The 13,127-nt window shown below is 70.4% G+C and carries 8 protein-coding genes; 4 read left to right on the top strand and 4 right to left on the bottom strand.

From position 1 onward, the window contains the following. Positions 1-40 precede the first annotated feature (40 nt). From glgB to glgX, 3 genes are read right to left on the bottom strand one after another with little or no spacing between them, the layout of a single operon-like run. Positions 41-2,221 carry a 1,4-alpha-glucan branching protein GlgB gene (gene glgB / locus VNR19_RS14665; protein WP_325728014.1) on the bottom strand — a complete coding sequence of 727 codons (2,181 nt, stop codon included), beginning with the start codon at positions 2,219-2,221 and terminating at the stop codon, positions 41-43. After that, a complete protein-coding gene (locus tag VNR19_RS14670) occupies positions 2,221-4,311 on the bottom strand; it encodes an alpha-1,4-glucan--maltose-1-phosphate maltosyltransferase (protein WP_414684190.1) in 2,091 nt (696 codons plus the stop codon). Before VNR19_RS14670 ends, glgB begins: the two co-directional genes overlap by 1 nt. Positions 4,312-4,371: 60 nt before the next feature. After that, positions 4,372-6,456 (bottom strand): glycogen debranching protein GlgX, encoded by a 2,085-nt coding sequence (gene glgX, locus VNR19_RS14675; protein ID WP_325728015.1) that lies wholly within the window; start codon positions 6,454-6,456, stop codon positions 4,372-4,374. Between the two features lie 74 nt (positions 6,457-6,530). On the opposite strand from glgX, the gene VNR19_RS14680 reads away from it, so the two are divergent. From VNR19_RS14680 to VNR19_RS14695, 4 genes are read left to right on the top strand one after another with little or no spacing between them, the layout of a single operon-like run. After that, positions 6,531-7,697, top strand: a complete 1,167-nt coding sequence (locus VNR19_RS14680) for a cysteine desulfurase family protein (RefSeq protein ID WP_325728017.1) — start codon at positions 6,531-6,533, stop codon at positions 7,695-7,697. A 47-nt stretch (positions 7,698-7,744) separates the two neighbouring features. After that, positions 7,745-8,842 (top strand): tRNA 2-thiouridine(34) synthase MnmA, encoded by a 1,098-nt coding sequence (mnmA, locus tag VNR19_RS14685; RefSeq protein WP_325728019.1) that lies wholly within the window; start codon positions 7,745-7,747, stop codon positions 8,840-8,842. Positions 8,843-8,889: 47 nt separating this feature from the next. Beyond that, the gene (gene ligA, locus VNR19_RS14690; RefSeq protein WP_325728021.1) at positions 8,890-11,223 is read left to right on the top strand and encodes an NAD-dependent DNA ligase LigA; all 2,334 of its coding nucleotides are present in this window, start codon (positions 8,890-8,892) and stop codon (positions 11,221-11,223) included. A 7-nt stretch (positions 11,224-11,230) separates the two neighbouring features. Continuing rightward, positions 11,231-11,425 carry a hypothetical protein gene (locus VNR19_RS14695; RefSeq protein ID WP_325728023.1) on the top strand — a complete coding sequence of 65 codons (195 nt, stop codon included), beginning with the start codon at positions 11,231-11,233 and terminating at the stop codon, positions 11,423-11,425. On the opposite strand, the gene VNR19_RS14700 is transcribed toward VNR19_RS14695, so the two are convergent. Continuing rightward, positions 11,409-13,112 (bottom strand): long-chain-fatty-acid--CoA ligase, encoded by a 1,704-nt coding sequence (locus tag VNR19_RS14700; protein WP_325728025.1) that lies wholly within the window; start codon positions 13,110-13,112, stop codon positions 11,409-11,411. The two genes, VNR19_RS14695 and VNR19_RS14700, sit on opposite strands and share 17 nt — an antisense overlap. Between the last annotated feature and the right edge of the window lie 15 nt (positions 13,113-13,127).

Consider the following 13,127-nt stretch of genomic DNA (forward strand, 5'->3'; position numbering starts at 1 on the left):
CGACGAACGGCGGCGCGGCGCGACCGCCGCGCGAGCGCGGTCAGCCGCGCGTGGGCGACGGGATGTGCGCCTCCGGGTCGTGACGCAGCCACAGCGCGCCGAGCGGCGGCACCACCATCGTCGCGAGGCCGTTGCTGTCGGCGTTGACCACGCCGAGGTTCCCGACGCCTGAGCCGCCGAACTCCGCGGCATCCGTGTTGAGGATCTCGTGCCACACGCCCTCGGCGGGGAGCGTGAGCCGGTAGCCCGTGATCGGGCTGCCCGAGAAGTTGCACACGACGGCGACCGAGTTGCCGTGCCAGTCGCGTCGCGCGAACGCGATGACGTTCGGGTTCCACGAAGGCGCGCCGAGCCGGGTGAAGGCGCCGCCGTCGGAATCGCGGGCCCAGAGGGCCGGGTGCTCGCGATACGTGCGGTTCAGCGCCGCCACGAAGCCGGCCAGCTGCGCGTGCGTGGGCTGGTCGAGCAGCCACCAGTCGAGCGACCGCGATTCGGACCACTCCGACATCTGCCCGAACTCCTGGCCCATGAACAGCAGCTGCTTGCCCGGGTGACCCCACATGTACGCGAGGAACACCCGCATGTTCGCGAGCTTCTGCCAGTGGTCGCCGGGCATGCGGCCGAACAGGCTCCCCTTGCCGTGCACGACCTCGTCGTGGCTGATCGGCAGGATGTAGTTCTCGCTGAAGGCGTAGACGAACGAGAACGACAGCTCGCCCTCGTGGTGGCTGCGGTACAGCGGGTCGCGCTTGATGTACTGCAGCGAGTCGTTCATCCAGCCCATGTTCCACTTGAAGCCGAAGCCCAGCCCCGCCTGATTCGTGGGAGCGGTGACGCCCGGAAAGCTCGTGGACTCCTCGGCGATCATCGCGATGCCGGGGTAGCGCTTGTACGCGGTCGCGTTGACCTCCTGCAGGAACGCGATCGCCTCGAGGTTCTCGCGTCCGCCGTGGATGTTCGGCACCCACTCACCCGATTCACGCGAGTAATCGAGGTAGAGCATCGAGGCGACCGCGTCCACCCGCAGACCATCGACGTGGAACTCCTCGAACCAGTACAGCGCGTTCGCGACGAGGAAGTTGCGAACCTCGGGACGCCCGTAGTCGAAGATGTACGTGCCCCAGTCCTTGTGCTCGCCGCGACGCGGATCCGGATGCTCGTACAGGGGCTCGCCGTCGAAGCGCGCGAGCGCGAACGAGTCCTTCGGGAAGTGCCCCGGGACCCAGTCCATGATCACGCCGATGCCGGCCTGGTGCAGGCGGTCGATGAGGTACCGCAGATCGTCCGGCCGGCCGTAGCGGCTCGTCGGGGCGTAATAGCCCGTGACCTGGTAGCCCCACGATCCGCCGAACGGGTGCTCGGCGAGCGGCAGGAACTCGATGTGCGTGAAGCCGTGGGCCGTGACGTACTCGATGAGCTGGTCGGCCGCGTCGCGGTACGACAGTCCTTGGCGCCACGAGCCCAAGTGGAGCTCGTAGATCGACATCGGCTGCGAGAGGGGCTGGGTGCGCGCGCGACGCGTCATCCACTCGTGGTCCTTCCACGAGTAGGACGATTCGGTGATGACGGATGCGGTGCCCGGCGGCACCTCGGCCTGACGCGCCATCGGATCGGCCTTGAGCACCCACGCGCCTCCGCGCGACAGCAGCTCGAACTTGTAGTTCGCCCCGGCGCCGAGCCCCGGGATGAACAGCTCCCAGACGCCGCTCGCCCCCATTGAGCGCATCGCGTGGCCCTGGCCGTCCCAGTCGTTGAAATCGCCCACGACGCGCACCGCCCGCGCATTCGGCGCCCACACCGCGAACGCCGTGCCGCGCGAGCCTTCGTGTTCGCGCACGTGCGCGCCGAGCACACGCCACAGCTCTTCGTGGCGTCCTTCGCGGATGAGGTGCAGGTCCAGCTCGCCGAGCGTCGGCGTGTGGCGGTACGGATCCTCGGCCGTGTGATCGGGTCCGTCCTCGTAGGTCGCGACGACCTTGTAGCGGCCCGGCTCACCGCCGCGCGTGCCCTCCCAGATGCCCGCCCGGACGTGCTCGAGTGGCACGCGGATGCCGTCGTCGAACACCGCCGTCACGCTCCGCGCGAGGGGACGGCGCACGCGCACGGTCCACTCGACGCCGCCCGCCGCATCCGTTCCCGGATGAAGCCCCAGGACCGCGTGCGGGTCGTGGTGGCTCCCCGCGGCGACGGCGTCGAGCAGGCGATCATCGGGCTCGGGCATCACAGCTCCTTCACGTGCAGGATGTGGACGGGCTCGACGAACGAGTCGAGCCGGACGTAGTTGTGATCCGACCAGGTCCATCGGGCTCCGCTGATGAGGTCCTCCACCTCGTAGGGCGACCCCGGTGCGATGCCCCACACGCGTGTGTCGAGGTGCACCATCGTCTCGCGCACGGAGTGGGGGTCGACGTTGGCGACGACGATGATCGTGTCGGAGGCGCCGGTCGGGGAGAGGGCCGCGTCGAGGTGCTTCGCGTAGACGAGGATCGCGTCGTCGTCGCTCCAGTGGATCGTCAGGTTGCGCAGCTGTCGCAGAGCCGGATGCTCACGCCTGATCTCGTTGAGTCGGGTGAGGTAAGGCGCGAGCGACTCTCCGCGCTCGATCGCGCCTTCCCAATCGCGGAACTTGTATTCGTACTTCTCGTTGTCGATGTTCTCTTCCGAGCCCGGCCGCGCGACGTTCTCGTACAGCTCGTACCCCGCGTAGACGCCGTACGTGGGGGCACCCGTCGCCGCGATCGCGGCCCGCACCTTGTAGGCAGGGCGCCCGCCGAACTGCAGGTACTCGGTGAGGATGTCGGGCGTGTTGACGAACAGGTTCGGGCGCAGGAAGTCGGCCGTGTCGTTCGCGAGTCCGCTGAGGAACTCCTCGAGCTCGGCCTTCGTGTTGCGCCACGTGAAGTAGGTGTAGCTCTGCTGGAACCCGGCGGCCGCGAGCGCTTGCAGAGGAGCGGGTCGCGTGAACGCCTCGGCGAGGAAGACGACGTCGGGGTGTTCCGCATTGACGGTCGCGATGAGCCATTCCCAGAACTGCAGCGGCTTGGTGTGCGGGTTGTCGACGCGGAAGATCTTGACCCCTTGCGCGATCCAGTGGCGCACGATCCGCAGCACCTCTGCGCGGATGCCCTCGGGATCGTTGTCGAAGTTGATCGGGTAGATGTCCTGGTACTTCTTCGGCGGGTTCTCGGCGTACGCGATCGTGCCGTCGGGCAGCGTCGTGAACCATTCCGGATGCTCCGTGACCCACGGGTGGTCGGGCGAGGCCTGCAGCGCGAGGTCGAGTGCGACCTCGATGCCCTGGGCGCGCGCGGCGCGCACGAAGGCCCGGAAGTCGGCGAGGGTCCCGAGATCGGGATGCACGGCGTCGTGGCCGCCGGCGGATGAGCCGATCGCCCAGGGGGAGCCCGGATCGCCCGGCTGGGCGTCGAGGGTGTTGTTCCGACCCTTGCGGTGGGTGACGCCGATCGGGTGGATGGGGGGCAGATAGAGCACGTCGAACCCCATCGCCGCGACTCCGGGGAGGCGGCGGGCCGCGGTGCGGAATGTGCCCGACTTGACGGTGCCGTCCTTGAGGCGCCGGGCGCCCTCCGAGCGCGGGAAGAACTCGTACCACGCGCCGACGCCGGCACGTTCGCGCTCGACGAGCAGCTCGCGCTCCGGTCCGGGCGACAGGAGCGACAGCAGGGGTCGCGTCTCGAAGGAGGACGCGATGCGCGGGTCGTCGACGATCTCGAGGGCGCGGGTGTCCGAAGTATCCGGATGCCGCAGCTCCACCGCCGCCGTCTCGAGCACGCGACGCTCCGCGGCGGGCCGCGAGCGCTCTGCCACCGCGCGGTCGAAAAGGCGAGCGCCGACCTCGCGCATGAGCGCCGCGTCGACGCCCGCCGTGATCTTCACGCGCGCGGCGTGCCGCCACGTCGCGACCTCGTCGGCGAACGCCTCGAAGCGGAAGCGCCACACGCCCTCCTCGAGGAGCCCCACGAGGGTCTGCCACTGATCGAGTCCGTTCTCGAGGGGGCTCAGGCGGTGCAGCGATTCGTCGCCCGACGGGGACCACAGCCGAAGGTGCACGCCGATGCGGTCGTGGCCCTCACGGAACGCCGTGACGCGGAACGGCACGACCTCGCCCGCGAATGCCTTCGGCCGGAAGAGCCCGCCGGGCACCGACGGCGTGGGAGCGTGCGTCGGGATGCGGCCCGTGACCGTGTCGGTCGCCGGTGCGAGAGCGGATGCCTCGACGCCGGTTCGGACCGGGATCGATGTCGCGCTTCGCCATGGTCGCGCGGTCGCTCGTCGGTTCGTCGTCGCCACGCCTCGAACCTATCGCGACGCCTCGGCGTCCGACAGCCGCGGCGGCCCGGCCGCGGCGGGTCACTCGATGCGGAACAGCCTCATCGTCGTCCCCGGCATCGAGACGACGGCGCCCGGCTCGAACTCCTCGCCCTGGCTGCCGGGCACCTCGTCGGCGCTCGACCACAGCGAGACGAACCGCTGCGCGCCGTCGACGCGGGGGAGCGTCACGTCCATCGGCGTCTCGGTGCCGTGCACGACGAGGAGGATGCGGTTGAGCTCCTCGATCTCGGGTGTCGACGTGGCGGCGTACTGCAGCGTGCGGTGGCTCGCATCCGTCCAGCGCTCGATCGACATCGTCTCACCGCGCTCGTCGTACCACTCCATGACCGAGGCCGACGGCGTGTGCTCTCCGAGCCGCGCGAACCGGATCGGGCGCAGGGCGGGGTTCTCGTGCCGCAGAGCCACGAGCCGCCGGGCGTGCGCGAGCAGGTCCCGCTGCCACGGGGCGTGCTGCCAGTCGAGCCACGTGAGCGGGGAGTCATGGCAATAGGCGTTGTTGTTGCCGCGCTGGGTGCGTCCGAACTCGTCGCCCGCGGTGATCATCGGCACCCCTGCCGAGAGCAGGAGCGTGCCGAGCAGATTGCGCATCGCCTTGCGCCGCACTGCGAGGATCCGCTCGTCGCTCGTGCGCCCCTCAGTGCCGTGATTGAACGAGCGGTTCGTGTCGGCGCCGTCGCGGTTGTGCTCGCCGTTGGCGACGTTGTGCTTGACGTCGTACGACACGAGGTCGTGCAGCGTGAAGCCGTCGTGCGCCGTGACGAAGTTGATGCCCGCGAGCGGTCCGCGCTCCTCGCTGAACGTGTTGGATGACCCCGCGAGACGCGTCGCGAATCCTCCGACGCCCACCGGCGGCGTGCCCGCGCGCCGCGCGTAGTCGACGTCGCTCAGCCAGAAGTTGCGCACGCGGTCGCGGTAGCGGTCGTTCCACTCGTGCCAGCCCGGGCCGAAGTTGCCGGTCTGCCAGCCGCCGAAGCCCACGTCCCACGGCTCCGCGATGAGCTTCGCGTCCTGCAGGTCGGGGTCGTCGACGATCGCGCGGAGCAGCGGATGCTCCGGTGTGAACTCGTGGTTCGCGTCGCGTCCGAGGGTCGTCGCGAGGTCGAGTCGGAAGCCGTCGACCTGCACGTCGTTCGCCCAGTAGCGCATCGAGTCGAGGACGAGGCGGGCCGCCGCATCCGTGGCCGTGTTGAGGGAGTTGCCGCACCCCGTCACGTCGATGTACGACCCGTCGTCGTGCTGGCGGTAGTAGGCGCGGTTGTCGATGCCGCGCAGGCTCGAGCGCGGCCCGCCGATGCCCTCTTCGGCGGTGTGGTTGTACACGACGTCGAGGATGACCTCGAGCCCCGCCTCGTGGAGCAGCCTCACCATGCCCTTGAACTCGCGGAGGATGGCCTCCGGCCCCTGCCGCCGCGCCTCCTCGGTCGCATACGGCGCGTGCGGAGTGAAGAAGTTCAGCGTGTTGTAGCCCCAGTAGTTCGTGAGGCCGAGGTTGAGCAGGCGCGGCTCCGCGACGAACGCGTGCACGGGCAGCAGCTCGATGCTCGTGACGCCGAGGGAGGTCAGGTGCTCGATCATCGCGGGGTGGGCGAGACCGGCATACGTGCCGTGGAGGGCGGGCGGCACGTCCGGGTGCGTCTTCGTGAGTCCCTTGACGTGACCCTCGTAGATCACCGTGCGGTCCCACGGTACGCGGGGCTTGCCGACGCCGCCCCAGTCGAACGTCCCCTCGACGACGACCGAGCGCCAGTCTCGGTAGCCGCCGCTGACGAGCCCGCGCGAGTACGGCTCGATGAGCAGCGTCCTCGGGTTGAACATGTTGCCCGCCCCGGGTGGGCCGTCGACGCGGATCGCGTAGATCGTGCCGGCCCGCAGGCGGGAGGTCGTGACGCTCCACACATCCCCGTCGCCCGGCTGGAGCGGGATCACGTCGGTCGCCCAGTCGAGGTCGTCGCCGTCGAAGATCACGAGCTCGATCGCGGATGCAGCCCCCGACCAGACGCGCAGCGTCCCGCCGCCGTCGTGCAGCGTGACGCCGAGTCCGTCGAGGCGGGTGTCGAGCAGTTCGGGTGCTGAGACGGCCGCGGCGGGCTCCGGGCGGGTCATGCGATCTACAGTAGTAACGCCGCGGACCTCGGGCGCGCGGCGCAAGACGGCGACAGCGGACGGGGGCACGACTCGTGGTGTATCTCGATCACGCCGCGACGACGCCGCTGCGGCCGGAAGCGCGCGACGCGTGGGTGAGCGCCGCGGAGGAGCTCGGGAACGCATCGTCGATCCACGGACACGGCCAGTCCGCGAGACGACTGCTCGAGGAAGCGCGAGAGAGGCTCGCCGCGGTCGCCGGCTGCGACCCCATCGAAGTCGTCTTCACGTCGGGCGGCACCGAGGCGTCGAACCTCGCGATCAAGGGTCTGTGGTGGGCTCGCGCGGTAGACAGCGATGCTGTCGTGCTGCCGGACGGCGAGCACCATGCGACCCTCGACGCCGTGGAGTGGCTCGCATCGCACGAGGGCGCCGCCGTGCGGTCCGTCGCCCTCGATGCGGTCGGACGCATCCCGGTGGATGCGTTCGCTCAGGCTCTTCCGGATGCCGCGCTCGCAACGGCCCTCGTCGCCAACAACGAGGTCGGCACGGTGAACGACGCGGGAGCGCTCGCCGCCGCCGCCGACGCGGCCGGTGTGCCGCTGCACCTCGACGCGGTCGCGGCGTTCGGGCATGTGCCCGTCGACTTCAGACGGTGGCGAGCGGATGCCGCGCCCGCGACGGGCCTCGTCGCGATGAGCCTGTCCGCGCACAAGATCGGCGGTCCGGTCGGGGTGGGGGCGCTCGTCGTGTCGCGCACGGCGAGGATCTCCCCGCTCCTGCACGGCGGCGGCCAGCAGCGGTCGCTGCGCGCCGGGACGCAGGACGTCGCCGGCGCGGCGGCGTTCGCCGTCGCGGCCGAGCTGGCCGAAGCGGAGCGCGAAGCGGAGTCCGCACGACTCACTGCGCTGCGTGAGCGGCTCGTCGACGGCATCCGTTCGTCCGTCCCGGGGGCCGAACTGCTCGGCGATCCGGTGGACCGCGTGCCGGGCAATGCGCACGTGCTGTTCCCGGGCGCGCGCGGCGAGACGCTGCTGTTCCTGCTGGACCAGGCGGGCATCGCCGTCTCGACGGGGTCGGCGTGTCAGGCGGGGGTTCCCGAGCCGTCGCACGTCGTGCTCGCTCTCGGGCGCACCGCCGACGAAGCGCGCGAGGTGCTGCGCCTGACGCTCGGACGCACGTCGACCGATGCCGATGTCGACGCCCTGCTGCGGGAGATGCCGACCGCCGTGGAGCGGGCGCGTGCGGCATCCGCCCACTGATCTCTCGCGTCCGGCCGGAATCCAGGTGGCGCTCGTAGACTTGACGGATGCGCATCCTGGCAGCCATGAGCGGCGGAGTGGACTCCGCGGTCGCGGCCGCGCGCGCCGTCGAGGCGGGCCATGACGTCGTCGGCGTGCACCTCGCGCTCTCCCGTGCAGGCGGCACGCTGCGCACCGGCAGCCGCGGCTGCTGCACGATCGAGGACGCGATGGACGCGCGCCGCGCGGCCGACCGGCTCGGCATCCCGTTCTACGTGTGGGACTTCTCGGAGCGCTTCCGTGACGACGTGATCGACGACTTCATCGCCGAGTATCGCGCCGGCCGCACCCCGAACCCGTGCATGCGGTGCAACGAGAAGATCAAGTTCGCCGCGCTGCTCGAACGCGCGCTCGAGCTCGGCTTCGACGCGGTCTGCACGGGTCACTACGCGAAGCTCGTCGACGGCCCCGAGGGCCTCGAACTGCACCGGGCGTCGGATGCCGCGAAGGATCAGTCCTACGTGCTCGGAGTGCTCACGGCCGAGCAGCTGGCGCACACGTATTTCCCGCTCGGTTCGACGCCGTCGAAGGCGCTCGTCCGTGCAGAGGCCGAGGAGCGCGGGCTGACGGTCGCACACAAGCCCGACAGCCACGACATCTGCTTCATCCCCGACGGCGACACGCGCGGCTGGCTGGCCGAGAAGGTGGGCACGGCCCCCGGTGAGATCGTCGACCGCACGGGCGCCGTCGTCGGAAAGCACGAGGGCGCGCACGCGTTCACGGTCGGACAACGTCGTGGCCTCGCGCTCGGCGTGCCCGCGCCCGACGGCAAGCCGCGCTTCGTGCTCGAGGTGCGGCCCGTCTCGAACACGGTCGTCGTCGGCCCGAAGGAGGCTCTCGCGACGGCCGAGATCGCGGGCGAGCGGTTCACGTGGGCCGGCCGCGCTCCGTCGACCGATGAGTTCGCGTGCGACGTGCAGATCCGCGCGCACGCCGATCCCGTGCCCGCGCACGCGGTCATCGCCGACGGCGTCGTGACGGTGCGTCCCGAGCAGCCGTTCGAGGGCGTCGCTCCCGGCCAGACGGCCGTGATGTACGACGGGACGCGCGTGATCGGGCAGTTCACGATCGACCGCACGGTGTCGGCCGTGCCGGTCGGCGCGTGACGCACAAGTCCGCTTCCGCTGTCGGTGGGCGCTCCTAGACTGACCCTGTGACGGATGCCGCGCCCCCCGAACTGCCTGAACTGACGCTCGAAGAGGCCCGTGCAGAGGCGCAGTCGCTGACCGACCGCATCATCGCGGCGCGCGACGCGTACTACGGCGAAGACACCGTCATCGTCGACGACGCGACCTACGACGGCTGGATGCACCGCCTCGAAGAGCTCGAACGCCTGTACCCCGAGCTCCAGGGTCAGGACTCGCCGACGCAGACCGTCGGCGCCGCGGAGAGCTCGATGTTCGCGCCGGTCGAGCACGCCGAGCGCATGCTCAGCCTCGACAACGTCTTCAGCGAGGATGAACTGCGCGAGTGGTGCCGCAAGGCGCAGAACGGTGCCGGCCGGACGGTGCGGTGGCTCACCGAGCTGAAGATCGACGGACTCGCGATCAGCCTCCGCTACGAGAACGGCGTGCTCACCTCCGCCGCGACGCGCGGCGACGGGCGCGTCGGCGAAGACGTCACCGTCAACGCGCTGCGCGTGCACGGCATCCCGAAGCGGCTCTCGGGCACGGGGCATCCGCCGCTCGTCGAGGTGCGCGGCGAGGTGTTCATCCCGGTCGCGGAGTTCGAGAAGCTCAACGCGCTGCAGGCCGACCTGCGCGAACGCGTCATCGCGGATGCCGTCAAGCGGGGCACCGACGAAGAGCGGGCGCGCCGCTCGGCCGACCGGCGCTTCCCGGCGTTCGCGAACCCCCGCAACGCGGCGAGCGGCGGCCTGCGCCAGCAACTCGACAAGAAGGACGGCCTCGAGCTCGAGGCGGGTGAGGCGCGCCTGGCATCGCTGCGGCTGTTCGTGCACGGCATCGGTGCGTGGCCGAACCCACCCGTCGCGTCGCAGAGCGAGATCTACGGGCTCCTCGCCGAATGGGGCCTCCCGACGAGCCCGTACTACCGCACGACCGACACGATCGACGGCGTCATCGAGTTCGTCGAGCACTACGGGCAGCACCGCCACGACGTCGAGCACGAGATCGACGGAATCGTCGTGAAGGTCGACGAGCTCGCGCTGCACGACGAGCTCGGCGCGACGAGCCGCGCGCCTCGGTGGGCGATCGCCTACAAGTACCCGCCCGAGCAGGTGAACACGAAGCTGCTCGACATCGTCGTGTCGGTGGGTCGCACCGGCCGAGCCACGCCGTTCGCCGTGATGGCGCCGGCGCGCGTGTCGGGCAGCGTCGTGCGTCAGGCGACGCTCCACAACCAGGACGTCGTGCGCGTGAAGGGCGTGCTCATCGGCGACACCGTCGTGCTGCGCAAGGCGGGCGACGTCATCCCCGAGATCCTGGGTCCCGTGGTCGAACTGCGCGACGGCACCGAACGCGAGTTCGTCATGCCCGAGAACTGCCCCGAGTGCGGGTACAAGCTCGCGCCGGCCAAGGAGGGCGACGTCGACCTGAGGTGCCCCAACACGCGGTCGTGCCCCGCGCAGGTGCGTGGCCGCGTCGAGCACATCGGCTCGCGCTCCGCCCTCGACATCGAAGCGCTCGGCGAGGTGACGGCGGCCGCGCTCACCCAGCCTTCCGTGCCCGACGTGCCGCCGCTCGAGACCGAGGCGCGGCTGTTCGAGCTGACCGTCGACGAGCTTGTGCCGATCGAGGTCGTCGTGCGCGACTCCGAGACGGGCGAGATCAAGGTCGACGAGAAGACGGGCGAGCCCGTGCGGCGCGCGCCGTTCCGCCGCAACCCATCGCCGGCCGAGAAGAAGGCGGGGCTCACCGGTCCGCAGCCGTCAGCGCAGGCGCTCACGCTGCTCGATCAGCTCGAGAAGGCGAAGACGAAGGAGCTGTGGCGCTTCCTCGTCGCGCTCAACATCCGCCACGTCGGGCCCGTCGCCGCGCGAGCGCTCGCGCAGTGGTTCGGATCGGTCGACGCCATTCGCGCGGCGACGCGCGACGAGCTCGCGGCCGTGGAGGGCGTCGGCGGGATCATCGCCGACTCGGTGCGCGACTGGTTCGAAGTGGACTGGCACCTCGAGATCATCGAGAAATGGGCGGCCGCGGGGGCGCAGCTCGCGACCCCGGGCCATCCCGGGCCCGGTGGCGCGGTCGCCGCGGGCGGTGTGCTCGAAGGCATCACCGTCGTCGCGACGGGCAGCCTCGAGGGCTACACGCGCGAAGGCGCACAGGAGGCGATCATCGCCGCGGGCGGAAAGGCCGCGTCGAGCGTCTCGAAGAAGACGGACTTCGTCGCCGCGGGCCCCGGCGCAGGCTCCAAGCTCGCGAAGGCTGAAGAGCTCGGGGTGCGCATCATCGATGCGGCGCAATTCAAGATCCTCGTCGAGCAGGGGCCGGCGGCACTCGATGCACTCGCGCCCGACGCGGGGTGACTCACGGATGCAGTGGCTGTACCGCGTCGTGCCGGCGCGTCCTGACATGCCGGGTGCGCCGACGCCCGAAGGGTCGGCACTCGCGAGCGCGCACGTCGACTACCTGTGCCATCTCAAGGAGAAGGGTGTGCTCATCCTCGCCGGCCATACGCAGGAGCACGTCGGCACGATTCGGGGATTGGCGGTCAACCGCCGCTGTTGAGCTGCAGCAGCGACTCGCGCACCTGACGGCGGAGCACCTTGCCGATAAGGGACTTCGGCAGCTCGTCCACGACGAAGATGCGCCGCGGCACCTTGTACGGCGTGAGGATTCCGCGGGCGAAGTCGCGTACGGCTTCGACGTCGAGCTCGTCCACGTCGGGGGAGCACACGACCGCCGCCACGACCTCTTCGCCGGACTTCTCACTCGGCAGACCCACGACGGCCGCATCCTCGATGTCGGGGTGCTGCCGCAGGGCTGCCTCGACCTCGGTCGGGGCGACGTTGAAGCCGCCCGTGATGATGAGCTCCTTGATGCGGTCGACGATCCGCACGAAGCCGGCTTCGTCGATCGTCACGATGTCGCCCGTGCGGAACCACCCGTCCACGAACACGTTCTCCGTCTCCTCGGGCTTGCCGTAGTAGCCCTGGAAGACCTGTGGCCCGCGCACGACGAGTTCGCCGCGCTCACCCGGGGCGACGTCGCGCGTCGGGTCGTCGGGGTCGACGACACGGCACTCCGTTCCCGGCAGGGGAAGCCCCACGGTGCCGGGCACCCGGTGGGGTGCGACGGGGTTCGCCATGAGCACGGGCGAGCACTCCGAGAGCCCGTAGCCCTCGACGAGGTATCCGCCCGTCGCCTCCTCGAACGGCACGACCAGGTCGTGGGGGAGCGCCATCGCGCCTGAGATGGCGATCTCGGTGCCGGCGAGCGACACGCCCTTGTCTTTCGCGGCCTGGAGCAGCCGTGCGGCGATCGGCGGCACGAGGGGGAGGAAGGTCGCCGGATGCTTCTTCGTCACCTCGAGCACCATGTCGGGGTCGAAGCGTGGGAAGAGCACGAGCCGGGCGCCCATCGACATCGCGAACGCGAGGCACAGCGTCAGCCCATAGGCGTGGAACATCGGCAGGACGGCGTAGACGACGCATCCGTGTCCGCGCTTGATCGACGGGACCCACGCGCGCGCCTGCGCGGCGTTCGACAGGAGGTTGCGATGCGTGAGCACGGCGCCCTTCGGGGTGCCCGTCGTGCCGCTCGTGTACTGGATGATCGCGACGTCGTCGGTCTCGGGGCGGGGCGCGCTCGCCGGGATCGGGTCGGCCCTGACCAGCTCCTCCCACGGCGTGACGCCGCGCACGGGCTCGTGCAGTGAGGCTCGGGCCTCGCGGGCCTTCGCGATCGGGAGCTTCAGGGCGAGGCGCGTGCCGAGCGGCATCGCCTTCGTGATGTTGACCGAGATGAGCTCGTGCACGCGCAGATCGTCCGGAAAGTCCTGGATCGTCGGAACGACCTTGCTCCACGCGATGACGTGCTTCGCCCCGTGGTCCTCGAACTGCTTGCGCAGCTCGCGCTGCGTGTAGAGCGGGTTGTGCTCGATGACGACACCGCCGACGCGCAGCACCGCGTAGAACGCGACGATGTGCTGCGGGCAGTTCGGCAGCACGATCGCGACCGGGTCGCCGGGGCCCACTCCGCGATCGCGCAGCGCCGACGCGACTCGACCGATCTGCTGCTGCAGCTCGCGGTACGACATCGTGCGCCCGAAGAACTGGAGGGCCGGGGCATCCGGATATTCCCGTGCCGAGGCCTCGACGATGTCGATCAACGAGCCGGTGACCGGTTCGAGATCCTCGGGCACGCCCTCGGCGTAGCTCGCGATCCAAGGGCGGGGAGGGTCGTACGTCGTCACGCGGCCAGACTACGC

Origin of the sequence: Microbacterium sp. (assembly GCF_035556355.1) — a bacterium.
GTDB lineage: Bacteria > Actinomycetota > Actinomycetes > Actinomycetales > Microbacteriaceae > Microbacterium.